Source organism: Bradyrhizobium nanningense (genome assembly GCF_004114535.1).
Lineage (GTDB): Bacteria > Pseudomonadota > Alphaproteobacteria > Rhizobiales > Xanthobacteraceae > Bradyrhizobium > Bradyrhizobium nanningense.
This window is the reverse complement of the sequence record NZ_LBJC01000019.1, coordinates 228471-252346: the sequence shown is the minus strand read 5'-3', so window position 1 is coordinate 252346 and position 23876 is coordinate 228471. Positions and strand designations below refer to the sequence as shown.

28 protein-coding genes are annotated in these 23876 nt (G+C 63.9%); 14 read left to right on the top strand and 14 right to left on the bottom strand.

What is annotated here, in order from left to right; translation table 11 throughout:
* Positions 1 to 77: 77 nt before the first annotated feature.
* Together XH84_RS12845 and XH84_RS12840 are read left to right on the top strand one after the other, a co-directional pair.
* Positions 78 to 584, top strand: coding sequence for a hypothetical protein (locus XH84_RS12845; protein ID WP_164936452.1), 507 nt, complete (start codon positions 78 to 80; stop codon positions 582 to 584).
* A gap of 55 nt (positions 585 to 639) precedes the next feature.
* The gene (locus XH84_RS12840) at positions 640 to 993 is read left to right on the top strand and encodes a cupin domain-containing protein (protein WP_128920958.1); all 354 of its coding nucleotides are present in this window, start codon (positions 640 to 642) and stop codon (positions 991 to 993) included.
* A gap of 21 nt (positions 994 to 1014) precedes the next feature.
* On the opposite strand, the gene XH84_RS12835 is transcribed toward XH84_RS12840, so the two are convergent.
* From XH84_RS12835 to XH84_RS12815, 5 genes are all read right to left on the bottom strand, one after another.
* Positions 1015 to 1527 carry a hypothetical protein gene (locus XH84_RS12835; RefSeq protein WP_128920957.1) on the bottom strand — a complete coding sequence of 171 codons (513 nt, stop codon included), beginning with the start codon at positions 1525 to 1527 and terminating at the stop codon, positions 1015 to 1017.
* Positions 1528 to 1630: 103 nt separating this feature from the next.
* The gene (locus XH84_RS12830; protein ID WP_128920990.1) at positions 1631 to 2044 is read right to left on the bottom strand and encodes a VOC family protein; all 414 of its coding nucleotides are present in this window, start codon (positions 2042 to 2044) and stop codon (positions 1631 to 1633) included.
* An 8-nt stretch (positions 2045 to 2052) separates the two neighbouring features.
* Positions 2053 to 3798 (bottom strand): serine hydrolase, encoded by a 1746-nt coding sequence (locus XH84_RS12825; RefSeq protein ID WP_128920956.1) that lies wholly within the window; start codon positions 3796 to 3798, stop codon positions 2053 to 2055.
* Between the two features lie 197 nt (positions 3799 to 3995).
* Entirely contained in the window at positions 3996 to 4478 is a 483-nt protein-coding gene (locus XH84_RS12820; protein ID WP_128920955.1) for a DUF5680 domain-containing protein, read from the bottom strand.
* A gap of 3 nt (positions 4479 to 4481) precedes the next feature.
* The gene (locus XH84_RS12815) at positions 4482 to 5633 is read right to left on the bottom strand and encodes a zinc-binding dehydrogenase (protein ID WP_128920954.1); all 1152 of its coding nucleotides are present in this window, start codon (positions 5631 to 5633) and stop codon (positions 4482 to 4484) included.
* Between the two features lie 298 nt (positions 5634 to 5931).
* Here XH84_RS12815 and XH84_RS12810 point away from each other — a divergent pair, with 298 nt between their 5' ends.
* The 3 genes from XH84_RS12810 to XH84_RS12800 all read left to right on the top strand — a co-directional run bounded on the left by XH84_RS12810 (position 5932) and on the right by XH84_RS12800 (position 8878).
* Positions 5932 to 7173, top strand: coding sequence for an MFS transporter (locus tag XH84_RS12810; RefSeq protein ID WP_283811945.1), 1242 nt, complete (start codon positions 5932 to 5934; stop codon positions 7171 to 7173).
* A 138-nt stretch (positions 7174 to 7311) separates the two neighbouring features.
* Positions 7312 to 7923, top strand: a complete 612-nt coding sequence (locus XH84_RS12805; protein WP_128920953.1) for a PilZ domain-containing protein — start codon at positions 7312 to 7314, stop codon at positions 7921 to 7923.
* A gap of 331 nt (positions 7924 to 8254) precedes the next feature.
* The gene (locus XH84_RS12800) at positions 8255 to 8878 is read left to right on the top strand and encodes a transglutaminase-like cysteine peptidase (RefSeq protein ID WP_164936451.1); all 624 of its coding nucleotides are present in this window, start codon (positions 8255 to 8257) and stop codon (positions 8876 to 8878) included.
* Between the two features lie 153 nt (positions 8879 to 9031).
* On the opposite strand, the gene XH84_RS12795 is transcribed toward XH84_RS12800, so the two are convergent.
* The gene (locus XH84_RS12795; protein WP_128920951.1) at positions 9032 to 9886 is read right to left on the bottom strand and encodes an AraC family transcriptional regulator; all 855 of its coding nucleotides are present in this window, start codon (positions 9884 to 9886) and stop codon (positions 9032 to 9034) included.
* Between the two features lie 94 nt (positions 9887 to 9980).
* On the opposite strand from XH84_RS12795, the gene XH84_RS12790 reads away from it, so the two are divergent.
* Entirely contained in the window at positions 9981 to 10517 is a 537-nt protein-coding gene (locus XH84_RS12790) for a peroxiredoxin-like family protein (RefSeq protein WP_128920950.1), read from the top strand.
* 43 nt (positions 10518 to 10560) lie between these two features.
* Here the strand turns inward: XH84_RS12790 and XH84_RS12785 are convergent, their stop codons facing one another.
* Together XH84_RS12785 and XH84_RS12775 are read right to left on the bottom strand one after the other, a co-directional pair.
* A complete protein-coding gene (locus XH84_RS12785; protein WP_164936450.1) occupies positions 10561 to 12108 on the bottom strand; it encodes an FAD-dependent oxidoreductase in 1548 nt (515 codons plus the stop codon).
* Between the two features lie 365 nt (positions 12109 to 12473).
* Positions 12474 to 13181, bottom strand: a complete 708-nt coding sequence (locus XH84_RS12775) for a GntR family transcriptional regulator (RefSeq protein ID WP_128920948.1) — start codon at positions 13179 to 13181, stop codon at positions 12474 to 12476.
* A 268-nt stretch (positions 13182 to 13449) separates the two neighbouring features.
* On the opposite strand from XH84_RS12775, the gene XH84_RS12770 reads away from it, so the two are divergent.
* The 6 genes from XH84_RS12770 to XH84_RS12745 all read left to right on the top strand — a co-directional run bounded on the left by XH84_RS12770 (position 13450) and on the right by XH84_RS12745 (position 19052).
* Entirely contained in the window at positions 13450 to 14436 is a 987-nt protein-coding gene (locus XH84_RS12770) for an ABC transporter ATP-binding protein (RefSeq protein WP_128920947.1), read from the top strand.
* A 45-nt stretch (positions 14437 to 14481) separates the two neighbouring features.
* On the top strand, positions 14482 to 15771 hold the full coding sequence (locus tag XH84_RS12765) for an ABC transporter substrate-binding protein (protein ID WP_164936449.1): 1290 nt from the start codon (positions 14482 to 14484) through the stop codon (positions 15769 to 15771).
* Positions 15772 to 15776: 5 nt separating this feature from the next.
* A complete protein-coding gene (locus XH84_RS12760) occupies positions 15777 to 16730 on the top strand; it encodes an ABC transporter permease (protein WP_128920945.1) in 954 nt (317 codons plus the stop codon).
* Between the two features lie 3 nt (positions 16731 to 16733).
* Positions 16734 to 17612, top strand: coding sequence for an ABC transporter permease (locus XH84_RS12755; protein ID WP_128920944.1), 879 nt, complete (start codon positions 16734 to 16736; stop codon positions 17610 to 17612).
* A 36-nt stretch (positions 17613 to 17648) separates the two neighbouring features.
* On the top strand, positions 17649 to 18380 hold the full coding sequence (locus XH84_RS12750) for an aspartate/glutamate racemase family protein (protein WP_128920987.1): 732 nt from the start codon (positions 17649 to 17651) through the stop codon (positions 18378 to 18380).
* Positions 18381 to 18557: 177 nt separating this feature from the next.
* Positions 18558 to 19052 carry a hypothetical protein gene (locus XH84_RS12745; RefSeq protein WP_128920943.1) on the top strand — a complete coding sequence of 165 codons (495 nt, stop codon included), beginning with the start codon at positions 18558 to 18560 and terminating at the stop codon, positions 19050 to 19052.
* A gap of 190 nt (positions 19053 to 19242) precedes the next feature.
* Here the strand turns inward: XH84_RS12745 and XH84_RS12740 are convergent, their stop codons facing one another.
* Entirely contained in the window at positions 19243 to 19602 is a 360-nt protein-coding gene (locus XH84_RS12740; RefSeq protein ID WP_128920942.1) for a hypothetical protein, read from the bottom strand.
* 103 nt (positions 19603 to 19705) lie between these two features.
* Positions 19706 to 20056 (bottom strand): hypothetical protein, encoded by a 351-nt coding sequence (locus tag XH84_RS12735; protein WP_128920941.1) that lies wholly within the window; start codon positions 20054 to 20056, stop codon positions 19706 to 19708.
* A 93-nt stretch (positions 20057 to 20149) separates the two neighbouring features.
* On the opposite strand from XH84_RS12735, the gene XH84_RS39700 reads away from it, so the two are divergent.
* A complete protein-coding gene (locus XH84_RS39700) occupies positions 20150 to 20314 on the top strand; it encodes a hypothetical protein (protein WP_164936448.1) in 165 nt (54 codons plus the stop codon).
* Between the two features lie 2 nt (positions 20315 to 20316).
* Here XH84_RS39700 and XH84_RS12730 read toward each other — a convergent pair whose 3' ends face one another.
* Both XH84_RS12730 and XH84_RS12725 read right to left on the bottom strand, forming a co-directional pair.
* Positions 20317 to 20847 (bottom strand): gamma carbonic anhydrase family protein, encoded by a 531-nt coding sequence (locus tag XH84_RS12730; RefSeq protein WP_128920940.1) that lies wholly within the window; start codon positions 20845 to 20847, stop codon positions 20317 to 20319.
* Positions 20848 to 20935: 88 nt separating this feature from the next.
* Entirely contained in the window at positions 20936 to 21265 is a 330-nt protein-coding gene (locus tag XH84_RS12725; RefSeq protein ID WP_128920939.1) for a DUF6949 family protein, read from the bottom strand.
* A 219-nt stretch (positions 21266 to 21484) separates the two neighbouring features.
* Here XH84_RS12725 and XH84_RS12720 point away from each other — a divergent pair, with 219 nt between their 5' ends.
* Positions 21485 to 22192: a hypothetical protein gene (locus XH84_RS12720; RefSeq protein WP_128920938.1), complete on the top strand. Its 708-nt coding sequence runs from the start codon at positions 21485 to 21487 to the stop codon at positions 22190 to 22192.
* A gap of 417 nt (positions 22193 to 22609) precedes the next feature.
* Here XH84_RS12720 and XH84_RS12715 read toward each other — a convergent pair whose 3' ends face one another.
* Both XH84_RS12715 and cysE read right to left on the bottom strand, forming a co-directional pair.
* Positions 22610 to 22828, bottom strand: a complete 219-nt coding sequence (locus XH84_RS12715) for a DUF3126 family protein (protein WP_007602550.1) — start codon at positions 22826 to 22828, stop codon at positions 22610 to 22612.
* A gap of 131 nt (positions 22829 to 22959) precedes the next feature.
* Complete coding sequence (gene cysE, locus XH84_RS12710; RefSeq protein ID WP_128920937.1) at positions 22960 to 23784, bottom strand: serine O-acetyltransferase; 825 nt, start codon at positions 23782 to 23784, stop codon at positions 22960 to 22962.
* Positions 23785 to 23876 lie beyond the last annotated feature (92 nt).

Genomic DNA, 23876 nt, shown 5'->3' with positions numbered 1-23876 from the left:
GAGAGCCGCGCCCGAAGGTTGCAGCGGATTTTTGCGGCCACTTCCACTAACCTGAGACCAACCGGATCTTATGGAAAATGAACGTGACGGCCTCCACCAAACGCCGCTGCGGCGACTGCACTCTCTGCTGCAAGATCATGGCCATCGAGGCGCTGGCCAAGCCGGCGAGCGCCTGGTGCGGGCATTGCAGGCCCGGCCGCGGATGCGCGATCTACGCAGGACGACCGGCGGAATGTGAAGACTTCGCCTGCCTGTGGCTCGTCAACGATCTCCTCGACGAGCGATGGAAGCCAAGCCGGTCGAAACTCGTCCTGACCACGTCCGAGGACGGTATCGAAGTCCGATGCGACCCGGGCTTTCCCGACGCTTGGCGCAAGCAGCCCTACGCCGGCGACATCCGTGCATGGGCTGTCGAAGGTGAACGCAACGACATGACGGTGGTCGTGATCATTGGCCTACGCATGTTCCTCATCACATCGGATCACGAGTTCGATCTTGGCGTCGTCGGGCCGGACGAACGGATCGTGCGGGAGCTGGAGGGCACGAAGGTCGTGGGCGCGACAATCGTGAAAGCGAACGATTGACTGGCCGGACATTCGATCCCAAATCGTGCCTCAGGAAAAGAAGACTGGAGGACCCATGGCCGACAGCATCTCGCTTGCCGACAAGCTCGCGACCTTCGAGGATTATTGGTCCCCGCGCACGGTCACGACCTTCAACGATTGCGACGTGATGGTGGTGAAGGTGAAGGGCGAGTTCACCTGGCACAAGCACGACGACACCGACGATTTCTTTCTCGTTCTGAAAGGCCGTCTGGACATCGAGTTGCGGGACCGCACGGTGACGCTTGGTCCGGGCGAGCTCTATGTCGTGCCCAAAGGTGTCGAGCATCGCCCGGTGGCGCGCGAGGAGGCTCACCTGATGCTGATCGAGCCGACGGGGACGCCGAATACGGGCGACAAGGCAACTGCGGCAGCGCGCAAGTTCGCATAGTGGGCAGCACGCCTGCGCGGCCTAATCCCTCGAGGTCGCCAGTCCGCTGAGGCTGCCGGCCAGCCAGGCTCTCGCGCGCGCAACACTGTCCTTGACCGCGCGGGCCAGGGCTCGGACGGCGCGCCAGGCTTCCGTCTCCTGCAGCCACGCCTTCGCCGCCGCATATTTTCCGTAAGCCCAGGCAAAGGCGGGAATTCGCATCAGCTTGTCCCGCGTCAGATGGAACAGGCGCTCGACCAGCACGAGCTTGAGCAATTCGCCGATGATGAACATCACCGCGCCGCCCAGGATCTGACCGGTTGCGGCGAGGTACGCAGCAATCGGCTTGACCGGCTCGAGAATAATGACCGGAACAGAGAATAACGCCAGCGACGGATATGGCGGCAGCGACCTGATCCAGCCGCGCAAACGCCTGAATTCGAAATGCCGCCCGATCCAGCGGGCGATCGGCCTGGCCACGGCCATGAAGACCGCATCCACCAGGAAGTAGATCGCGGCCAGGATGTAAGTGACGGGTTTCAGGATTCGCTTCACGGCACCTCTCCCGCAAAGTGAAAGCCGGAACTTGGGCCTAAGTTTCACCTCGGCGTGAATAGTTCGGGGACATCAGATGGAACTTTTGCGGCATCGGTCCCGCTCAGATTTCCGCGTAGATCTCCAGCAAATTGCCGTCGGGATCGCGGAAGAACAGCGTGCGATGGCCGAACGACTGGTTCGTCGGCGGCGAGACCAGCGCCACGCCCTGCCGAACGAGCTCATCCGCGCAGGCGTCGACCTCGGCGGCGGAGACCTTGAAGGCCAATTGCAATGCGGCGCTGCCTGGAGGGATTGGCGCATCCGCCGCGGTTCGACTGGGTCTCGCCAGCGCCAGCGTGTTGCTGCCGATGCCGTACTCGATCCAGTTGGGCGAGAGCTCGCGCAGCACGGACAAGGCGAGCACGTCCTCATAGAACCGGCGCATCGCCGCCATGTCGCGCACGAAGACGACGGTGTAGTCGATCGCGCGAATGGCGTCGAAGGGGGAGCGCGGCCGGCTCGACTGCGGCGCCATCGGCGGCGTCACTCCTGGTCCACCACACGGTCGGCGACGAAGACGCCGTTCGGCTGGTGAAAGACGATCTGATCAATTTTGCCGTCTTCCCCACGAAACTCGACGGCAAAACCGTCCAGCTCGACGATACGAAACCTGCGTCCCTGCTGCGGCTCCAGACGATAGGCCGGCTGAAAGTCGGGCTTCAGAATCAGCCGGCCATCGGCGTCGAGGGTCACGTGGTGGTTCACGCCACCGCTGTTGAAATGCCCGGCGCAGCGCCGACGAAACGCAGCATCTATACAATCGCCGGCGGCGCGCCGCTCGAACACGATGTCCTTGGCCGTCGGCTCCAGGGGCGCCGAGAGATGCACGATATTGCCGTCGCGATCGGTGTGGAACGTGATCGGAAGATTGTCAGGCAGAAGCCGATCGACGACCTCGGGCGTCACGAACGTCTCGAAATGCCGATGTGCAAGCGGCGCGCTCATGCCGCGCCACGACCAATGCAGCGCACCATCGTTCACGCGGACGGACATCACGCCATAGGCTGGATGCGCATAATCGGCGGCATAGGCGGACAGCACATGTGCGGGCTGCGTGTCCTTGTGGCGTGCTCTCTCCCGCGCCTCCTTGTCGGCCGGAATATGTGCGATGAAGTCATTGCGAACCTTGTGGAAGCGCGTGAACCAGTCTACCGGCTCGCGTCCGCGCAACCGGTCGACAATGTACCACGCCAGGATCTGCGGCACTGCGCTCGGACTGCGATTGGTCAGCACGGCAACCCCGATGCCGGCATCCGGCACCAGCGTCATCAGCGAGCCCCAACCATTCCAGCCGCCGCCGTGCCACATCAGGCGATCGCCATGATAGGTGTTGGACTGAAACCCCAATGCATAATGACCGTGGCCGAACTCGGAGAATTCCGACTTCCCGACGTGCGCCAAAGGCGTATGCAGCTGCTCCACCAGCGCAGCCGGCAGCAAGCGCTCACCATCAAACTCGCCCCTGCCGAGATGCAGGCGCATCCAGTTCGCAAGATCGGTCACCGACGTATTGATAGCGCCTGCGGCCGTGACCCGGATCGGCAGACGTAGTCCCGGCAGCCGCGTGTCGACATGTATCATATACGGCCGCGCCGCATCGGCCACAGCTTCGAGCTCGTCGAGCGAGAAGCCAACCGTCATGCCGAGCCGATCCGTCAGCCGCTCCCGCACAAAGTCTTCAAAGCTCTTCCCGCTCAGCCGCTCGATCAAGAGACCAGCAGCATTGTAGCAGAGGTTGCTGTATTGCCAGCCGGTGCGAATGTCGCGGCTCAATTCAAGGTGCCGCATGAGCGGCAGCATTTCGGCGGGCGCAAGGTCGCTGGGCAAATGAACCCAATCGTGCCGCGGCAGCCCCGATTGATGGCTGAGCAGGTCGCGAATGGTGACGCGCTCGGTGGCGACCGCATCTGAGAGGCGAAACTCCGGCAGATAGTCGCGGACCGGCTTGCTCCAGTCGAGCACGCCGTCATTGTGCAGCAACGCGACGGCGGTGGCGGTAAACGACTTGGTGATGGAGCAGATCACAAACTGAGTGTGCGGCGTCACCGGCAGATCGGCCTCGACGTTGCGCTGGCCATAGGCGCGCGCGAGCGCGACCTCGCCGTCCCGGACGATGGCGAGCGCAACGCCCGGCACCTTCCAGACGGCCATCGCTTCCGCGGCGAGCCGATCGATGTCGGGAATGAGAGAGGCAAGAGCGGAATGCGGGATGTCGGCAGGTCTATTCATGACACACCGGATGCTTTCGAGGTGCGCAGCATAACTTCCTCAACGTCAAATAGAAACACGTGACAAACGTTCTCGCAGAGAATTGAAGCGCAGGCCGCGAGAACCGCAAGCACGTAGCCCGCATGAGCAAAGCGATATGCGGGACCGCTGCAACAAAAGCCCCGGATGTCGCTTCGCCCATCCGGGCTACGAGTTATCTATCGCAACAAACCGCCACTATAGCGCAGCTCGTAGAGCTTGGTGCCGTCCTGCCACGCAATCGTCTCGACGCCGTGAAAGCGACCAAGCGCGCCCTCAACCTCGCTGCGGTAGACCATGCCGGCCTGCTCGAACAAAGGCGGTCCCCGGTAGGGCTGCTCGGCGCGCACACCCAGCAGCGCCTGGCGCAGGACTTTGTAGATCGCGAGGAAGCTCTCCCGGTCCCTGATCTCGGCGCGGACGCCGCCGCTATAGCTCATCGACCAGATGACGCGGTCGTCCCGCGACACGGTCTCCTGGCCGACGAAAAAACCCATCCCGAAATAGATATCGCGATAGGCATAAGGTGGAGCGCGGTGCTCGAGCTGCTTGGAGCCGGCGAGCAGCGGCGTCGCCATTGTCGCGTCGTCGTCGAGGCCGGCATAGGTGCGCCGCTTGGCCTCGACCAGGAAGGCTGCGAGATCGTGCGGGATGGACGACATTTTCTAGTCCACCAGCTCCGGCCACGGCACGATGGTCGACTTCACCGTCTTCATCGCCATCGCGTCCTTCACCGCCTGCGCGACGCCTTCTTCCGTGAACGGATAGATCGTCTGCATCTTCGCCCAAGGATATTTGTTCGCCGTGCGATAAAGCATGTCGACGCCGAGCGGCAGGTCGTTGCCGGTAAAGCCCCAGGACCCGAGCACGTTGAGATCCTTGGTGCAGATGCGGTGCCAGGACGTGTCGATGGAGCCGGCATCGGTGAACTGGCCCATCTCGACGTAAGTGCCGCCGTCGCGCAGCATCTCGATGCCCTCGGGACCCGCGGTCGGATGGCCCGAGCAGTCCATCACGAGGTCAGCGCCGAAGCCGCCAACGATCTCGCGGACGCGCGCGATGCGCTCCTGCGGTGACTTCAGCTCCTCGATGTTCACGGTCGCCTCCGCGCCGAACTCGCGCGCCAGCTTCAGCCGCGGCTGCTCCGGCGCACCGACAGAGATCACGCGCCCCGCCCCCATCTCCTTGGCGGCTGCGACCGCCAGAATGCCGATCGGACCCGAGCCCTGGATCACCACCGTATCGCCCCAGGAAAAACCGCCCGCGCGGCTGGCACGGTTGAAGGCGCGGATGCAGGAGGTCAGGGGCTCGGACAGCGCGCCCAGGCGCAGCGACATGTCGTCGGGCAGCTTGTAGATCTTGGTGCCCGGCAGCATGTCGAGATCGACATAGACATATTCGGCCCAGCCGCCCCACATGTGCGGCGCCTTGTCGAAGCCGAGATAGCGGCCGTAATAGACCGGCGTCAGGCATTTGTTGGCCGTTTGCGGATAATGGATGCAGTAATAGCAATGGCCGCAGGGCATCAGCGGCGGGATCATCACTTTCGAGCCGACGGTCAGCGGCTTGCTCATGAAGTCCTCGGTGAACTCCGCGCCGCATTCGACGATGATTCCGCCGAGTTCGTGGCCCAGCGTGAACGGCCAGGGCAGCGGCTTCGGCCAATGTCCTTTGAGGATATGCAGATCGGTGCCGCAGACGCCGCAGGCGCCGACCTTGATCAGCGCGGCTTTCTTGCCGACCTTCGGCCACGGCACGGTGCGGATGACGGGCTCCGAGCCGGGACCGGCGTGGGTGCAGACGCGGATCTGTTGCATGGCTGTTTCCTCATTGCCCGTCTGTTATGATTGCTTGGCGCGGGCGTAGGGCGAAGCGTATGTGAGATGCGCGATCGTGCCAAGCGCAAGTCTCGTAGCATAAGTCTCGTAGCCCGCATGAGCGTCAGCGACATGCGGGAGCAGCGGCCCCGGATATCGCTTCGCTCATCCGGGCTACGGAGCCTGCCACAACCGCCACCTACAGCGCAGCGCATGGCAGATGTCCACGCACATCCAATTGTCTTGAGCGCCGACCGGCGACCGTGTACGGACGGCGAAGTCCCACCCAGGTCATCCCTTGAATCCCCTTCCCCAAAATCCCGTCGTTGCGTCCGGCTCGTTCGCGGCGATGAAATCGGTGCCGTACCGGCTTCAGTTCATGGCCTATGTGCTGGCGATGATGGCCGACAATATCGAGCACGTGATCAGCTATTGGGTGGTGTTCCAGGAATTCCATTCGCCGGCGCTGGCGGGCTTTGCGGTGCTGTCGCACTGGCTGCCGTTCCTGCTGTTCTCGGTCGCGGTCGGCGGGCTCGCCGACCGGTTCGATCCGCGCCGCATCATCCAGTGCGGCATGCTGCTGTTCATCGTGGCATCGAGCGGATGGGGCTTCTTCTTCCTCACCGATACGATCCAGATGTGGCACGCGATGCTGCTGCTGGTGATTCACGGCTGCGCCGGCGTGTTGTGGCAGACGCCGAACCAGCTCTTGCTCTACGACCTCGTCGGGCCGGCGGACCTTCCGAGCGCGGTGCGGCTGAACGCGATGGCGCGCTATCTCGGCATCCTGGTCGGGCCCGCGGTCGGCGGCGTGATCATGCTGACGCTCGGCACCTCGCACGGCATCATCTTCAACACGCTGTTCTACCTGCCGATGCTGCTCTGGCTGTTCTGGGCGCCGGTGCGCGACAGAAGCGTGGCGATGCGGCGCTTTGCCGTGCGCGGCCTTGCCGACATCATGCTGACCATCCGCGCCATCGGCACCCAGCCGGTGCTGACGGCGATGACCTGGCTTGCCGGCCTCACCTCCTTCATGATCGGCAATGCCTATCACGCCCAGATGCCGGGCTTTGCCGGCGATCTCGGCCACGGCGATCCCGGCGCCTCCTACAGCGTGCTGCTGGCGGCGGATGCGGCCGGCGCAGTGCTCGCCGCCATCGCGCTGGAATCCTGGGGACGCCTGAAGGGCACGCCGCGCACCGCGATCATGCTCGCAATGCTCTGGAGCGTGGCGCTGCTGGGCTTTGCCGTGGTGCGGATCTATCCGGTCGCGATCGTGCTGTTGTTCTGCGCCGGCTTCTTCGAGCTGTCGTTCAACACCATGGCACAGGCGCTGGTGCAGCTGAACGCGCCGTCCGACATCCGCGGCCGCGTCGTCGGTCTTTATAATATGGCGGGGCTCGGGATGCGGGCCTTCAGCGGCATCACGGTCGGACTGTTTGGCGCGGCGATCGGCATTCACTGGTCGCTCGGCCTGTCGGCCGCGCTGCTGCTGGCGCTGCTGATCCTGCTGCAGCGACGGGCGACGAAGCCGGCTTGAGCGCCGAGCCTTTGAGTGTGGCTTTTCGAGCGCATTGTGTCTGTCCATTGCCGCCGTGGCCGATCCTAACGCGGCATTAACCCTATGCACCTTAGGGTCGTCCCGGACTCCGCCCGGGCGGGGGGTCGGGTGTTGAAAATGGCGTTGGCGAACAGAAAATTTCTTCCGGCCACCGAGGAGCGACGGCGCTTCCAGCGGGTGAAAGTGCACCTGCTCGGCCGCTACATGCTGCCGGACCGCCGTGAATTCCCCTGCCAGGTGATCAACATGTCACCGGGCGGTCTCGCGCTGCTCGCCCCCGGCATCGGCAATGTCGGCGACCGCGTGGTCGCCTATCTCGACCATATCGGCCGCGTCGAGGGCAAGATCACCCGCATCATCGACAACGGCTTCGCCATGACGATCGGTGCCACGCCCCGCAAGCGCGACAAGCTCGCGGCCCAGCTGACCTGGCTCGCCAACCGCGACATCCTCAACCTGCCGGAGGACCGCCGTCACGACCGTATCGTGCCGCGCAACCCGATCGCGGTGCTGACGCTCGAGGACGGCACCAAGATGACCTGCCGCATCATCGACCTTTCGCTGTCGGGTGCGGCCATCGCGGCGGAGAACCGGCCGCCGCTGAAATCGACGGTCCTGCTCGGCCGGGTCCAGGGCCGCGTGGTCCGAAACCTCGAAGACGGCTTCGCGCTGGAGTTCTTGCACGCGCAGCCGATCGAGACACTCGAAGAGAGCGTTACCGCGCGGTAAAGCGCACGAACGCCAAAACCCCCTGTATTCCAGCCCCGAAGGCGGCCTCCGCAATGCGGACGCCGCCTTTTTCATGCGCCGTGACAGCGCCAGCGCGGGTTAACGCGCGGCTGGTTTGCACATGGAAATAGCGGCTCCGCCAGCGTTTCCGCGTTAATCGATAAAATTTGAATCAATTGCAGTTGTTTCAAATTTTATGAGAATTCGATTCAAGTATAGATCGAATTCGCCGCAGGTTTTACTTGTATTCGTCTCGACTTGACTTGGTCGACTTAGCGGCAACTCAAAAGCTCCGTGCGAAATGTGGTCCCAACAAGAAACGGGGGCCGCAATGTTTGACTTCAAGGGACAGGGGAAAGGGCTGGTGCTGGCTGCCATGCTCTTCGGGATCAGCGCGGCAGCGCAGGCCGGCGAGAGCCGCCTGCTCTACGCGAGCCTCGGTGACACCACGCGTGCACCGATCGGCTGGGTCGAATTCTGTGCGGACAACGCCGCCCAGTGCCAGGGCGCACCGACGCAGCCGCGCGACATCGTGATGTCGCAGGGAGCATGGCGCGACCTCGTCAAGGTCAATCGCTGGGTCAACGAGACCGTCAAGCCTTTGACCGACCAGGAGCACTGGGGCGTGATCGAGAAATGGTCGCTGCCGACCGACGGTTACGGCGATTGTGAAGACTACGTGCTGTTGAAGCGCAAGATGCTGATCGATGCCGGATGGCCGCGCGAGGCCCTGCTCATCACCGTCGTGCGCGACAAGAAGGGCGAAGGACACGCGGTGCTGACGGTGAAGACCGACAAGGGCGAGTTCGTTCTCGACAATCAGAACGAGAACGTCGTGGCCTGGACGGAGACCGGCTACCGCTTCGTCAAGCGCCAGTCGCAGAGCGATCCCAACGTCTGGGTCTCGCTCGGCGATACCAAGCCGGCGGTCTCCACCGCCAGCGCCAGAGACTAGGCAAGAGATTAGGAACGAGACGACAAGTTACGCGATCCGGTCACATCCCCACCCCTCCCCGTCCCAGACCGGTTCGCGCGCGCCCAGCCATCCCCCAATGGCTGGGCGCAACTTCTTTGAGGGGTCGTATCCCGGAACGCGGTGCGGCGCGCTTTAATCTGCAAGGCTTGCAGGCAAGATCGACGCTGGCTCGCTGCCCTTGCCCCGATCGACCATCTTTGTGAGATCCGATACGCCGCCGCCGACCGCCAGCCGCGTAGCTCGCGCAGATATCGGAGGCGAGCCGAACAGCCTCGAATAGGACCGCGCGAATGCGGCAGCGCTGCCAAAACCCACATGACGAGCCACCGCCTTCACCTGCTCGCCGCGCATCAGCTCCCGTTGCCCTAGCATCAGGCGCCAAGCGTTGAGATAGGCAGCGGGCGTCGTGCCGAGGATCCTGGGAAAGACGTCCATGAATCGGCTGCGCGACATGCCGCTGATCTCGGCGAGTTGCTCGACGGTCCAGGATCTTGCCGGCTCATCATGCATCGCCACGATCGCCCGGTGCAGAGCGGGATGCGACAGGCCGGCAAGAAGACCCGGCTTCGTCGTACCCGCATCGATCGCCTCCCGCAGCACCAGCAGCACGATCAACTCGCAGAGCCGGTTCAGCGCGACGCGCTGGCCGCAGCGATTGCCGTACCCCTCGGTCACGAAGGTGCTGACCAAGGCCTGCAAGGTCGGGCGGCCGTCGAGATCGATGTCCACCGTTTCAGGCAGAGCATTCATCAACGGGTTCGCCGGGCCGCCGAAATCGACTATTGCGGCGACGAGCAAGTTGGGCTCCGACCGGCTGTCGGCTCTGGCGTAAAGGACCACCCGCTCGGCCACGCCGGCCTGGCCGGTCACGACGAGATTAGCCGCCGCACCCACGGCGTCCGGCGAGAGCATTGCGACTGACAGGTCAAAAGCTTCGAAGAAGGCAGCCAGGCGATCGCGCTTGGGCCTTTCAGGACTTTCGATCATGTAACTTGGATGTTTCATATCCTGGAGTGTGACAGAGAGGGCTGGTTCTCGCAACCGGCCGGAGAGCTGGCCAATCTGCCCAACAGGAGTTCCCATGCTTACGCCCCGACAAAAGGCGCCGGATCTGTCGGTCGAAACGCTCGGCCTCGGCCGCTTCGATCTTGCCGATGAAGCGCCACAGCGTTTCACGCTGATCTGCTTCTACCGCGGCCTGCATTGCCCGATCTGCGCCAACTACCTCAAGGAGCTGGAGCGCCATACGCCGGCCTTCGCCGAGCGCGGGGTAACGACGATCGCGATCAGCTCCGACAACGCGGAGCGCGCGCGGTCGATGGCCGAGAAGGTCGGCGCTTCAGAGCTGCGCTTCGGCTATGGACTGAGCCTTGCCACAGCGCGCGAATGGGGCCTCTACATTTCTGCCTCGCGCGGCAAGACGTCGATTGGCATTGAGGAGCCTGCGCTGTTCTCCGAGCCGGGCGTCTTCCTGATCCGTCCCGACAAGACCATCTATTATCTCTCGGTACAGTCGATGCCCTTCGTGCGGCCGAACTTCGGTGAGATGGTTCAGGCGCTCAACTTCGTCATCAAGAACGACTACCCGGCGCGGGGTGAATTCACCGGCGCGGTTTGAGAATGAGAGCCGAATCTCGCGGAGTGCGGCCTCCAGCCTCACCTCACTCCGCGGCTTCGAGATTGGCGGGCTTCTCGATCTCGCCCAGCGGCGACACCGCGGGGCCATTGAGCGCGGTGCCGTCGGGCGCGAACTGCGACCCGTGACACGGGCAGTCCCAGCACTGCTCCAGTGCATTCCAGTGCACGACGCAGCCGAGATGGGTGCAGCTTGCCGAATGCAGATGCAAATGTCCGTTGCGATCCCGGCACGCCGCGATCTTCTTCAGACCGCTGCGGACGAGGCGCCCCTCGCCGGGGCGCAGCCGTTCGACGCTCGTAATCTCGCTCGCGGTCAGATATTCCGCAAAATTCTTCAGCGGCGTGATGTTCTCGCTGATGAACTCACTGATGTTTCTCTGAATTTTGCGGGACGGGGCGTAGAGATCCTCCCAGGGGCCTGCGCCCGCCGTGATCAGATCCGTCAGCAATAGACCGGCGACGAGCCCGTTGGTGATCCCCTGCCCGGAATCGCCGCTGACGATGAAGACATGCTCCTCGTCGGGGCTGCGGCCGATGAAGCCGGCGAAATCGACCGGCTCCAGCACCTGGCCGGACCACCGATGGGTAACCTCGCGCAAATCCGGCAGGCGCTCGCGCGCCCAGCGCTCGAGCGCATCGAGGCGCTGCGCGCCGTCGTTCGCTTCACCCGATTTATGATCTTCTCCGCCGACGATCACGATGTCCTCATCATCGGAGAACGGCTGGAGCCGGACATAGTGATAAGGATCGAGCGTATCCCAATAGAGCGCATCCTGCAGCGCGCCGGCCGCTATCTTCGCGGCGAGCGCATAGGTGCGGTAAGGCGCCTGCTTGGTGTGGATCGCCACCTCGACGTTGACGGGCGAGTTGGTCGCAACCACCACATCAGTGGCGTGGACCTCGTGGCCTGAGGCGGTCGTCACGACCATGTCGCCATGCTGCTCGCGGATACTCTCGACACAGGTGTCGGCGTAGAGCTGCGCCCCGCGGCGCTTCAGCGCGCCCGCCAGACCCGCGAGGTATTTGGTCGGGTGCAGACGTGCCTGGCCGGCAAAGCGCAGCGAACGCACCTGCCCCCTGGCATGGAACGGGGTTGGATCGACGCAATTTTCGACGGGAATCCCGAGCTTGCGGCAGCAATCCAATTCGTCGTCCAGCTCGGATGCTGACGTTTCGGGTGCCAGCACCCAGTAACCATCGAGGCGCCTGAAATCGCAATCGATGTGCTCGGCTTGCTGGATGGCCTCGGCGCGATCGATCGCGGCGGCGACGCTCTGATAGCAGCGCCGCGCACAGTCGAGGCCACGTACCTTCACCAAGGCATCGTAACCATCGTCGAGTGCGGTGGCCAAATGCGCGGTGGTGCGCGCCGTCATCCCGCTGCCGATGCTGCCGCGGTCCAGCACCACGACCGAGCGTCCATGGCAGGCCAGCTCATAGGCGACCGATAGCCCGGCAATTCCGGCGCCGATAACGACGACATCCGTGCCTATCGTCCCGGATAGTGCCGGCGCCTCCGCGACCGAAACATCCATCCAGAGCGATCGGGTGTGCTCATCCCGTACGTTCATGACAACGCCTCCTCACGCACGAACAAACGACGCGACAAGATCAGGGTTCCTCGCGGGCGGTCGGCGAGCGGAAATGCCGTTGGGACTCGGCATTGAATTAGGAACCTTCGTCGCGCTCGCGGTTGAACCGGCATGACAAATCCATCACCCGGGATGCGCAGGGCATTACGTCACGCCCAATTGTACGGCCACTTGCTGGTGCGAAATGACAGGCTGTATTACCCAGGAGGCAATCATCCGATCTGCTCGGTGCAGCTCGCACGGGAGATGGTCAGGTCAGGATGGATGACGAAGCGAGACGGCGACTACGAGATCACCCCGGACGGGCAGCTCGCCGCAGAACGCGAGCTCAGTCACTGACCGGATCAGGCGCCCAGCACATCCGCGAGCCGCAGCTCGTCGGCGGCGGGCTCCTTCAAGAACAGCTCGTCCTCGATATCGGTCAAGTGTGACAGCATCTGCGCGCGGGCAGCTTGCTTGTCGCGCTTGCGGATCGCCTCGACGATGCCGGAATGGTGCTCCGTGCCGCAGGCCGGCGTGTCGTGGCGGCGATAGAGCAGGATGATGAGCGAGGAGCGCGCGATCAGCTCCTTCAGGAAGCCGAGATAGATGCTGTGGCCGCTCATCTCGGCGACGAGACGGTGAAACTCTCCGGAGAGCCGCACCGAGGCGCGGGCATCGCCGCGCAGCTCGGCTTGGCGTTCCTCGGCAAGATGGTGCTGGAGGCGATCGATCCAGTCCGGCGACACCGCATCGATGGCATGATCGACGATGGTGGGCTCGATCAGACGGCGCGCCTCGAACACTTCGCGGGCATCGGCCGGCGTCGGCCGCGCGACGAAGGCGCCACGGTTCTTCTCGATGTTGACGATGCCCTCATGCGCGAGCTGCTGCAGCGCAGTGCGGACCAGCGTGCGGCTCGCGCCGTAGATCTCGCCGATCTCGTCCTCGCCGAGCTTGGTGCCCGGCAGCAGGCGATGCTCGAGGATCGCGGCGGTCACACCCTCCCGGATGCGGCTGACGCGATCGCTCGCATCGGGCGCGTCGGATTTCGGGCGGGGCTTGGCGGCCATTGGTTCGAGGGTTGGGCTTGAGGGCTCGATCGACGACATTCGCTTTCGAATGTTAGTCGACCAGCTGTATCCAATCACAGGCGAAAGTTTATACAATCTTCGCCCGTTTTGTGTGCAGACGGCTCCGCACAGGGCGGGCAGGACAGAGCCGCCGGATTCGATCTAACGATCTGACTCCGCTGCACAGTTTCGAAATTCAGCTGGCAAAGCGGCGATTGGCACGGACCTTGCGGAGAGAGCGGCTGCACCGCCCCTCCTTGGACACGCCATGGCCACTCCCGCCGCCCTCGAACTGGTCGCCGTCACCAAGCGCTATGACACGACGCTGGCGGTCGATACCGTCAATCTGAAGATCCCGGCCGGCACCTATTGCTGCCTGCTCGGCCCGTCCGGCTGCGGCAAGACCTCGACCCTGCGTATGATCGCTGGCCACGAGGCGGTCAGCGAGGGCGACATCATCCTGGGCAGCCAGAATGTCACCGACCTGCCGCCGGCCGAGCGCGGCACCGCGATGATGTTCCAGTCCTACGCGCTGTTTCCGCATCTCTCCGTGCTCGACAATGTCGCTTTCGCCCTGAAGATGCGCGGCATCGACAAGCCGACGCGCCACAGGCGCGCCGGCGAGCTGCTGGAGCTGGTAGCGATGAGCCAATATGCGGGCCGCCTCCCCGCGCAGCTCTCCGGCGGCCAGCAGCAACGCGTCGCGCTCGCCCGCGCGCTGATCACCGAGCCGCAGATCCTGCTGCTTGACGAGCCGCTCTCTGCCCTCGATCCGTTCCTGCGAGTAAGGATGCGCGGCGAGCTGAAGCGATTGCAGCGCGAGCTCGGCATCAGCTTCATCCAGGTCACCCACGGCCAGGAAGAGGCGATGGCGCTCGCCGACCACATCGTGGTGATGAACCACGGCAAGATCGAGCAGCAGGGAACGGCCCGCGACATTTTCCACCATCCCCGCACCGAATTCGTGGCGCGCTTCATCGGCGGCCACAACGTGCTCAGCGACGCCGGCAAGCTCATCGCCGTGCGCGCCGATCAGCTCGGCATCGCGCCGTTTGCTGACGGCGCGTTCGGCGCGCCGGCGCTGCTGACCCAGACCGAGTACCAGGGCTCCTACATCGCCGTCTCGCTCACGCTCGACAACGGCACCGCCCTGTTCTCCCACGTTCCCGAAGCCACTTTCGACGTCCACCCGTTCCGTCCGGGCGATCGCGTGCTGGCCACCTGGGATCCCGCCAAGGCGCAACGCCTGCAATAGCGCCCTTCATCTTGGAAAATGCGCAACACTAGAGGAGTGAGGGAAATGACCGAGACGACCAGGAAGACCGGCCTCAGCCGCCGTACGCTGCTCAAGGGCACCGCAAGTCTTGCCGGCCTTGCCGCCGGCTCCGGCGCCATTACCGGCTTTCCCTATGTGAAGTCGGCCGAGACCAAGGTGCTGCGCTATCTCGGCACCGCCGTGAACGAGGGCGACGATATCTCCAAGCAGTGCCTGAAGGACACCGGCATCAAGATCGAATACATCACGGCGACCACGGACGACGTCACCAAGCGCGTGATGACCCAGCCGAACTCCTTCGACGTGCTGGACACCGAATATTTCTCGCTGAAGAAGATCGTGCCGTCGGGCAACATCCTCGCGCTCGACGCCAGGAAGATCAAGGAGTTCGACAACATCACGCCTGTTTTCACCAAGGGCGAGACGCCCGGCGGCAAGAAGATCGGCGGCCAGGGCACCGCGCCGTGGAAGGTGCTTTACCTCGAGGGCAAGGATTCCAAGAAGTTCGCGACGTCGGCCACCGAATTCGTCACGCTGATTCCGACCGTCTACAACGCCGACACGCTCGGCATCCGCCCCGACCTAATCAAGCGGCCGATCAACTCCTGGTCCGAGCTGCTCAATCCCGAGTTCAAGGGCAAGGCCTCGATCCTCAACATCCCCTCAATCGGCATCATGGACGCCGCGATGGTCGTGGAAGCCACCGGCAAGTACAAATATGCCGACAAGGGCAACATGACCAAGGACGAGATCGATCTCACCATGAAGGTGATGACCGAGGCCAAGAAGGCCGGCCAGTTCCGCGCCTTCTGGAAAGACTTCAACGAAAGCGTCAACCTGATGGCTTCGGGCGAGACCGTGATCCAGTCGATGTGGTCGCCGGCGGTGACCAAGGTGCGCTCGATGGGAATTGCCTGCACCTTCCAGCCGCTGAAGGAAGGCTACCGTTCCTGGGCCTCCGGTTTCTGCGTCTCCAAGGGCGTGTCGGGTGCGAAGCTCGACTGGGCCTATGAGTTCGTCAACTGGTTCCTGTCAGGCTATGCCGGTGCCTATCTGAATCGCCAGGGCTACTATTCCGCCGTGCTCTCCACCGCGAAGGCGCATATGGAGCCCTACGAATGGGCCTATTGGATGGAAGGCAAGCCGGCCGAGAAGGACATCAAGGCGCCCGACGGCTCGCTGCTGGAGAAGGCAGGCTCCGTGCGCGACGGCGGCTCCTATGAGGACCGCATGGGCGGCGTCGCCTGCTGGAACGCCGTGATGGACGAGAACGACTACATGGTCCGCAAGTGGAACGAGTTCATCGCGGCGTAGCTGAGATGTCCGAAGAAGTCCTGCAACAGGCATCCCCGGGCCTGATCCCGGGGTCAGGCACAGCGCGCGCCGCGAAACCGACGCGCCTGTCGCCGTCCTTCATCTCCTGGCTTCAGGCCGGGCCGATGATGCTGGTGTTTCTCGCCTTCTTCCTCATTCCGCTCGTCTTCGTCGTCATCGTCTCGTTCTGGGACTACAACGAATACCAGTTGCTGCCGGCCCTTTCGGGCCGTGGCTACACCGACACGTTTGAAGGCTGCATCGCGCAGCTCCCCGATCTCTGCACGATCGGCAAGACCTATCTGAAGACGCTGAAGCTGTGCTTCATGGTCTGGACGATCACGCTGTTCATCGGCTTCTGGGTTGCCTATTTCCTCGCCTTCCACGTCAAGTCCAAGACCTGGCAGATGGGATTGTCGCTGCTCTGCACGATCCCGTTCTGGACCTCCAACGTGATCCGCATGATCGCCTGGATTCCGCTGCTCGGGCGCAACGGCCTCGTCAATTCCGGCCTGGTCAAGACGGGCCTGATCAACCATCCGCTGGAATGGCTGCTGTTCTCCGAATTCTCCGTGGTGCTGGCGCTGGTCCACCTCTTCACCTTCTTCATGGTGGTGCCGATCTTCAATTCGATGGTGCGCATCGACAAGTCGCTGATCGAGGCCGCCTATGACGCCGGCGCCACCGGCTTCCAGACGCTGGTCAACGTCATCATACCGCTCGCCAAGCCGGGCATCGTGATCGGCTCGATCTTCGTCATCACCATCGTGATGGGCGATTTCATCACTATCGGCGTGATGGGCGGCCAGCAGATCGCGGCGGCCGGCAAGATCATCGAAACGCGGGTCAACGCGCTGCAGTTCCCGGCGGCGGCAGCCAACGCCGTGATCCTGCTCGCCATCACCTTCCTGATCATCACCATGATGTCGCGCATCGTCGACATCAAGAAGGAGCTCTAGAGCATGAAGGAAGGACGCTCACGCTCTTTCTACGTGCTCGCGACCTTCTTCGCGGCCTATGTGCTGTTCCTCTATGGCCCGATGATCGCGATCTACGTGCTGTCGTTCCAGGGACCACAGGGCGGCCTCACCTTCCCGATGAACGGCGTGTCGACCTTCTGGATCGCAAAACTGTTCCAGGGCACCGGCATCGTCGATCTCGGCGCGGCCTTCCGCCGCTCGCTGCTGCTCGGCATCATCGTGATGATCGTCACCGTCGTGCTGTCGGTCGCCGCCGGCATGGCCTTCCGCAGGAAGTTCAGCGCGCAAAGCATCCTGTTCTACTCGGCGATCGCGAGCCTGATCGTTCCTTCGATCATCACTTCGCTCGGCATCTCGCTTGAATTCCGCATCATCGACGATCTGATCAAGAGCTACTTCAACGAGAATTTCGAGACCTCGATGGGCCTGCTCACCTCAGGTCTCGGTGCGCATCTGACCTGGACGCTGCCGTTCGGTCTGCTCATCATGTTCGCGATCTTCAATCGCTTCGACCCGCGCCTCGAGGAAGCCGCGCGCGATCTCGGCGCCACACCATGGCAGACGTTCCGCCATGTCGTGCTGCCGATCATCCTGCCGTCGGTGATCGGCATCGGTCTGTTCGGCTTCACGCTATCCTGGGACGAGCTCGCCCGTTCCAGCCAGGCGATCGGGGCGGTGAATACATTGCCGCTGGATCTGCAGGGCCTCACCACCACGGTGACGAACCCCGACATCTATGCGCTCGGGACCGTGATCTCGGCCGTCTCGTTCACGGTGATCACCCTTGCGCTTGGCACCATCCACATGCTCAACAAACGGCAGGCGGCCAAGGGTTCGGACGCCGGCCAAGGACTCGTCTAAGAACCGGCTTGTCTGACGAGGGACTTGTCTGATCCGATGCGGCTGCACGTCGTCAATCCCAACACCACCGCGTCGATGACGGCGAAGATCGCCGCTGCCGTGCGCGCGGTCGCCCTGCCCGGCACGGTGATCGACGCGCGGCAGCCGACGATGGGTCCAGTCTCGATCGAGGGATTTTACGACGAAGCCTTCGCCGTGCCCGGCATGCTCGGCTGCATCCGCGAGGCCGACCGCGATGGCGCGGAGGCGCACATCATCGCCTGCTTCGACGACACCGGCCTAGATGCCGCCCGCGCCGTCGCCAAAGCGCCGGTGATCGGCATCGGCGAGGCCGGCTTCCACATGGCGAGCCTGATCGCGGCGCGCTTTGCCGTGGTGACGACGCTCGGTGTCTCGATCGTGCCGATCGAGCACAATTTGCGGAAATACGGCCTCGCCGATCGCTGCGCCCGCGTCCGCGCCGCCGAGGTGCCGGTGCTGGCGCTGGAAGAGCGCAACAGCGATGCGCTCGGCAAGATCTCCGCGGAGATCACGGCTGCGGTCCGTGACGACCGCGCCGAAGCCATCGTGCTCGGCTGCGCCGGCATGGCCGATCTCGCCGCCGAGCTCGCCGCCACGCACGGCCTGCCCGTGATCGATGGCGTCGCGGCGGCGGTGACGCTGGCGGAATCGCTGGTGCGGCTGGGGCTGAAGACCTCCCGGCTCGGCCCCTATGCGGCGCCGCGTGCGAAGACCTATTCCGGGCCATTTTCGCCGTTTCAGCCCTAATTCCCGAGCCGGCGCGGAGCCTCGGAGGCCCCAAGGCCCGCTGATTGCTGGTTTTTTGGCCTTTAGCCTCTTTTTGGTCCCATTCGTTGCCGACACGTAACGTTTTCGGGACGCCCCGGCGGCCTCAGGCTGCCGGTCTTCGCCACTCACCAAGTTTCAATTTGGGTTTTGTCAGCGATGATCGATCTCGCCCAGGACACACCGTCCAACCCCCTTCTTCGTCTCGGCGCCCAGCCCATCGCGCTGACCGCCGCAGCGCTCCTGCTCCTGATCGCTGGCGTCACCTCGATCGCGATCTGGCGTGCCTATACCGGCGCCGCACCCGAGACCGACCGGGTGGTGGCATCGCGGCAGCTCCAGGCGCGGACCGCCCAGGCCTCCGAGCAGCTCGTCGAGAAGACCAAGGGGCTGGAGGCGACCCAGCAGGAATCGATCGACCAGCTCCAGGTGGTGCAGGATCAGCTGCAGACGATGAAGCGGCTGATGGCGGCGCAGCAGGCCGACGCCAAGCGTCTGTCCGAGCAGGTGGCATCGCTGAACGAGTCCATCGACGGCCTGCGGCAGTCGTTCGCCAGCGCGCGAGCAACCGACGTCGAAGCGCCCACGGTTACCCGCAGGAAACCAGAGCGGCACCGCGTCCACGCCAGCGCGCGCAAGCGCTCGCGCGGCTGAGCAACTCACGCTACCGCGACTAATTTTTTCGACTTGTGAACTGGATCACATTCGCCCGTGTGATTCCGCGCGATGCTCGCGGTCACCGGATGGCGTGAGCCGATTTCAATGTCCGGGGCTGGCAAGGTCGTTGACGGTATACTGCGTCAACGGCCTTGTTTTTTGGTCGGTCAGCCTCTCGTCGAGGACGCTATTCGCAGACATCCACGCGACGGTATCGCCAGCCGGCTGACGTCATGACGCGCTTCCGCACGACGTAGCAGCCGCCATAACCATCATTGTAGCCGTAGCCGGTACCATAATAGTAGGGATCGCCGTAATAGGGATAGCCGTAGCCGTAATAGCCGCCGTAGAGGCCGGCGCCGGCGATGCCGGCCCCGATCGCGACTCCGGGCCAGAAGCCGCCGCCATGCCAATGGCCGCGATGGCCCCAGCCACCACCGCCATGACCCCAGCCGCCATGTCCGAACCCCCGCGCCTCGGCCGCCTGCGGCACTGACAACCCGACCACTGCTACGGTCAGCGCCGCCATCATCATCCTGCGTAACATCACTCGATCCTCCGCAGGGACACACTCCACGCTTCACAGCAGGACCAAGCTAACGTCACCCGGGCATTCCGGACAGCCACACTGCCTCACTTCCACGCGAGCATCAGCAGCCGCGGCAAATGCTCTTCAGCTTCTTGTCGAGCATGCGATTCTCGGCGTTGACAGTGGCGTCAGCCGCGCCCCCGGTGCCGCTGCCGGTGGTGACTCCGGAGCCCGGGCCGGACGATTGAGCCGTGCCCAGGCTGTTGGTGCCGGGCGGCGGAGCCGGCGCGTTGGCGACGCCTCCGCTCGCCCCCACGGAGCCTCCGGTCGATGCCGCAGAGCTTCCGGTCGATCCGGCAGACCCGCCAGTCGCTTGCGCGAACGATACCGCCGGCATCGCCGCGAGGGCCAAGTTCAGCGTCAAGATCAGGGTCAGCGTCTTGATTGAAGCGGTTGCAGGCGATGCAGCCATTGGAAATTCTCCTTCTCCGGTCAACCGCCGCGGCGAAGGCCGGTTCCGGAACAAATGCCGTCACATCAGCTTGAAAGCGAGGAGGCCATCACGATGACCGATCGCGATCCCTTTGCAGAGGGCGAACGCGCCGCGCGCGAGAACATTCCGACTGAGGCCAATCCTTACCTCGACGGCAGCGACGAGCATGCGCTGTGGGCCGCCGGCCACGAGAAGGTGGCAGGCGCGATCGAAGCGCGCGAATCCGAGAGCAGCTGAACTCAATCGATCCGCTTCAGGCCCTTCTTGAAGCGCGGACCGTTGGCGACATAGAACTTGGCCGCGCTTCCCATTCGCTGCACCTGGGCGTCGTCGAGCGTGCGGATTGCGCGCGCCGGCGAGCCGATGATCAGGGACCGTTCGGGAAATTCCTTGCCCTCGGTGATGACGGACCCGGCACCGACGATGCTGTTGCGGCCGATCCTGGCGCCGTTCATCACGATCGAGCCCATGCCGATCAGCGCGCCCTCCTCGATGGTGCAGCCATGCAGGATGACGTTGTGGCCGACCGTGCAGTTTCGGCCGATGACGAGCGGAAAGCCGAGATCGGTGTGGCAGGTCGAGCCGTCCTGCACATTGGCGCCCTCGCCGATCTCGATCCACTCGTTGTCACCGCGCAGCACGGCGCCGAACCAGACGCTCGCGCCCGGTTTCAGGCGCACCCGGCCGATCACGGTCGCGGTCTCCGCGATGAAATAATTGCCGTCGGCGGGAAGGTCGGGCGCCTGCCCGTCGAGTTCGTAGATCGCCATGGAGGTCTCCTGTCGCGTCGACCCCAGCCATAGCGAAACGGCGGCGAAGAGGCAAAGGAACCGGTGCGCCGGGCGATCCGGCCAGGCCTCAGCCGAGAACGCCGGCCGCGCGCAGCGTCATCAGGAAGAAGGTGCCGCTCATCATGCTCCAGAAGCCGGCGATGAGGGTTGCCATCATCACGAACTCGGCGCGGCGGCTTTCCACCCGCATGCCGCGCAGCGTGTTGCGCATGATGATGAAGGGCGCGGCGAACACCAGGAACGGCACCGCCGCGAAGGTTTTCGGCGCCACGCCGTCCTGCAACAGGCCGAAGCCTGCGGGGCGCTGCGCCAGCGCCTGGTATCCGTTCACGAGCGCGCCCGCGAGCGCGAAACCGATGCAGATCGAGAAGAAGGTATTGAGAGCTTCAGGTGTCATCGGAACGGTCCGCCCTTACGCAACGCCACCGCCTTCCTGTGACAAATAGCGCTGGTTAACGCTACATTATCCTTAAGGGAAGGTTAACGCCGGCGCTCCTTGCGCGCAGGGCGGTCCCCGCCCGCCGCAGCCGGGAACGCTGCGCGAAATCGCCGCCGCATGGCATATTCGCCGCTGATTCGTCGGCCCGGCCGACGTCCGGCTCTCTTGCGCTAGCTCATGACGGTGTTCTCGGAAGCTCCCCTCAGGTCCCCCCGCACGCACGCCCGGGCGCACGTCGTCCCGATCGTGCTCGGCGGCATTGCCGCGGCCTGCGCGATTGCGCTCGTCGCCTATTTGCTGTGGCCGACCTGGGGCACCAGCGGCGCGAACGCCCCGGACAAGCTGCCGGTGAGCGTCGGCGGCACCCTGTTCAACCTGCCGACGACAGCGATCCGCATGAAGATCCAGCGGCACTCGGGACCGCAGGAGCGCATCGATCTCGACTTCCTCTATCCGTCGCTGGAGCCGCCCGGCGCGCCGAAGCACGTCACCGCCGACACGGTGGAAGCGGCGGTGCAATCGATCGACCGCATCTTCCTGTCGATCGCAGCCCATCACGATGCGCTCTCGCCCGAGCAGCGGACCGCCACGATCTATCCGCGTTATCTCGACCAGGCCGCAGCCCAGCCCGTGGACGGCCTGACGATGCGAATGTTCCGCAGCGACACGTCTTACGGCAGCGAGGACTTCTATTCCTCTGCAAGCCCCGCCCTGACCGCGCGTTGCACGCGTGATGCGGCGACGCCAGGCATGTGCCTCTCGGAGCGCCGCGTCGGCGGCGCCGACCTCACCTTCCGATTTCCGCGAAGCTGGCTGTCGCAGTGGCGCGATGCGGCGGAAGCGATGGACAGGTTGACCGCACAGCTGCGCGGGCCGAAGGGCTGAGCGCGGTCCTTTCGGCCTAGGTCAAAAGCAAAAACTGCAAAAACAACCCCATGCACAGCAGCCAAGCGCCTGGAATTATTCGTATTTTTCGAAGTCGATTTGAGATGTCATCATTGGCGGGCATGAAGCTGGTGTTCGTCATTGCGAGCACAGCGAAGCAATCCAGAATCCCTCCGCGGAAAGATTCCTGGATTGCTTCGCTGCGCTCGCAATGACGGTGTGGAGAAAATGCCCTCGATCTCGGTGCGGTGGGACGCGGCATTCGCAGTTCGCGTATCCCGGACGCGCTGCAGCGTGCCTACGCTGCTGCGCAGAGCCGGGACCCAGAAGGCCCCGCGCTCCGCCGATGCATGGGCCCCAGCTCTGCAGCGCATCGCCGACGAGGCGCTGCGCTGCGTCCGGGGCACCAAAGCGAAACTACTCCTGATCGACGAGATCGTCCTCGAGGATCGCCATCTGGAACTGGAACGAGCGATCGTCGTCCTCGTCGTCGACGAACAGGACACCGATGAATTCCTCGCCGATATAGACTTCGGCGGAATCGTCCTTCTTCGGCCGCGGAACGACGCGGATCTTGGGATTGCCGAATACGCGCTTCAGATATGCGTCGAGCTTTCTGACTTCTTTGACGTCCACGGCAAGTCTCCGATCGAAAATGGTCGGCGGGTTTTAGGACGAGACGCGACGAACCGCCAGCATGAATTGCCAAAGAATTTGGGGACGGAAAGGGCCGGAAAATCCGGCCCTTCACAACGTCAAAGGCCCCCTCAGAGCCCCATGGCGTTGATCATCTGATCCATGGTGCGCGACGGCTCGGCGCAGCCGGCCTCGCCGACGATCTTGGCCGGCACGCCCGCGACCGTGACGTTGTGCGGCACCGGCTTGACCACGACCGAACCGGCGGCGATGCGCGCGCAATGGCCGATCTCGATGTTGCCGAGGATTTTTGCGCCGGCGCCGATCAGGACGCCATGGCGGATCTTGGGATGACGATCCTCGTTCTCCTTGCCGGTGCCGCCGAGCGTGACGCCGTGCAGGATCGAGACGTCGTCCTCGATCACCGCCGTCTCGCCGCAGACGAAGCCGGTGGCGTGGTCGAGGAAGATGCCGCGGCCGATGCGCGCGGCCGGATTGATGTCGGTCTGGAATACCGCGGAGGCGCGGCTCTGGAGATAATACGCGAAATCCTTGCGGCCCTTCAGATAGAGCCAGTGCGCCAGGCGATGGGTCTGGATCGCGTGAAAGCCCTTGAAGTAGAGCAAGGGATCGATGAAGCGCGAGGTCGCGGGATCGCGGTCATAGACGGCAACGAGATCGGCGCGGAAGGCGTTGCCAAGATCGGGTTCGTCACGCAGCGCCTCGCCATAGGCCTGGCGCACGAGCTCGCCCGACAATGCGGAGTGATCGAGCCGTTCGGCGACGCGGTGAACCACCGAATCCTCCAGGCGGCTGTGATGCAGCACCGACGAATAGATGAAGGTCGCAAGCTCCGGCTCGCGACGGACGATGTCCTCCGCTTCGCCCCGGATCCGTTCCCAGATCGGATCGAGCGATGCGAGCTTTCCTCCCGGATTGACCTGATGCACTGCCATGGGGCGCTCTTTCGAATGGGCTCGTTTGACCGGTTCTATAGCATAGTCTAGGCGACAAAGTCCTGACCGGCTTGCCTGAGAGTGAACTTTGG

Excerpts from the sequence above, each read along its gene's own strand:
- XH84_RS12845 (WP_164936452.1), top strand. The coding sequence starts at position 78 with ATGAACGTGACGGCCTCCACCAAACGCCGCTGCGGCGACTGCACTCTC.
- XH84_RS12840 (WP_128920958.1), top strand. The coding sequence starts at position 640 with ATGGCCGACAGCATCTCGCTTGCCGACAAGCTCGCGACCTTCGAGGAT.
- XH84_RS12830 (WP_128920990.1), bottom strand. The coding sequence starts at position 2,044 with ATGGCGCCGCAGTCGAGCCGGCCGCGCTCCCCCTTCGACGCCATTCGC.
- XH84_RS12825 (WP_128920956.1), bottom strand. The coding sequence starts at position 3,798 with ATGAATAGACCTGCCGACATCCCGCATTCCGCTCTTGCCTCTCTCATT.
- XH84_RS12820 (WP_128920955.1), bottom strand. The coding sequence starts at position 4,478 with ATGTCGTCCATCCCGCACGATCTCGCAGCCTTCCTGGTCGAGGCCAAG.
- XH84_RS12815 (WP_128920954.1), bottom strand. The coding sequence starts at position 5,633 with ATGCAACAGATCCGCGTCTGCACCCACGCCGGTCCCGGCTCGGAGCCC.
- XH84_RS12805 (WP_128920953.1), top strand. The coding sequence starts at position 7,312 with ATGGCGTTGGCGAACAGAAAATTTCTTCCGGCCACCGAGGAGCGACGG.
- XH84_RS12800 (WP_164936451.1), top strand. The coding sequence starts at position 8,255 with ATGTTTGACTTCAAGGGACAGGGGAAAGGGCTGGTGCTGGCTGCCATG.
- XH84_RS12795 (WP_128920951.1), bottom strand. The coding sequence starts at position 9,886 with ATGATCGAAAGTCCTGAAAGGCCCAAGCGCGATCGCCTGGCTGCCTTC.
- XH84_RS12790 (WP_128920950.1), top strand. The coding sequence starts at position 9,981 with ATGCTTACGCCCCGACAAAAGGCGCCGGATCTGTCGGTCGAAACGCTC.
- XH84_RS12785 (WP_164936450.1), bottom strand. The coding sequence starts at position 12,108 with ATGAACGTACGGGATGAGCACACCCGATCGCTCTGGATGGATGTTTCG.
- XH84_RS12775 (WP_128920948.1), bottom strand. The coding sequence starts at position 13,181 with ATGGCCGCCAAGCCCCGCCCGAAATCCGACGCGCCCGATGCGAGCGAT.
- XH84_RS12770 (WP_128920947.1), top strand. The coding sequence starts at position 13,450 with ATGGCCACTCCCGCCGCCCTCGAACTGGTCGCCGTCACCAAGCGCTAT.
- XH84_RS12765 (WP_164936449.1), top strand. The coding sequence starts at position 14,482 with ATGACCGAGACGACCAGGAAGACCGGCCTCAGCCGCCGTACGCTGCTC.
- XH84_RS12760 (WP_128920945.1), top strand. The coding sequence starts at position 15,777 with ATGTCCGAAGAAGTCCTGCAACAGGCATCCCCGGGCCTGATCCCGGGG.
- XH84_RS12755 (WP_128920944.1), top strand. The coding sequence starts at position 16,734 with ATGAAGGAAGGACGCTCACGCTCTTTCTACGTGCTCGCGACCTTCTTC.
- XH84_RS12750 (WP_128920987.1), top strand. The coding sequence starts at position 17,649 with ATGCGGCTGCACGTCGTCAATCCCAACACCACCGCGTCGATGACGGCG.
- XH84_RS12745 (WP_128920943.1), top strand. The coding sequence starts at position 18,558 with ATGATCGATCTCGCCCAGGACACACCGTCCAACCCCCTTCTTCGTCTC.
- XH84_RS12740 (WP_128920942.1), bottom strand. The coding sequence starts at position 19,602 with ATGTTACGCAGGATGATGATGGCGGCGCTGACCGTAGCAGTGGTCGGG.
- XH84_RS12735 (WP_128920941.1), bottom strand. The coding sequence starts at position 20,056 with ATGGCTGCATCGCCTGCAACCGCTTCAATCAAGACGCTGACCCTGATC.
- XH84_RS39700 (WP_164936448.1), top strand. The coding sequence starts at position 20,150 with ATGACCGATCGCGATCCCTTTGCAGAGGGCGAACGCGCCGCGCGCGAG.
- XH84_RS12730 (WP_128920940.1), bottom strand. The coding sequence starts at position 20,847 with ATGGCGATCTACGAACTCGACGGGCAGGCGCCCGACCTTCCCGCCGAC.
- XH84_RS12725 (WP_128920939.1), bottom strand. The coding sequence starts at position 21,265 with ATGACACCTGAAGCTCTCAATACCTTCTTCTCGATCTGCATCGGTTTC.
- XH84_RS12720 (WP_128920938.1), top strand. The coding sequence starts at position 21,485 with ATGACGGTGTTCTCGGAAGCTCCCCTCAGGTCCCCCCGCACGCACGCC.
- cysE (WP_128920937.1), bottom strand. The coding sequence starts at position 23,784 with ATGGCAGTGCATCAGGTCAATCCGGGAGGAAAGCTCGCATCGCTCGAT.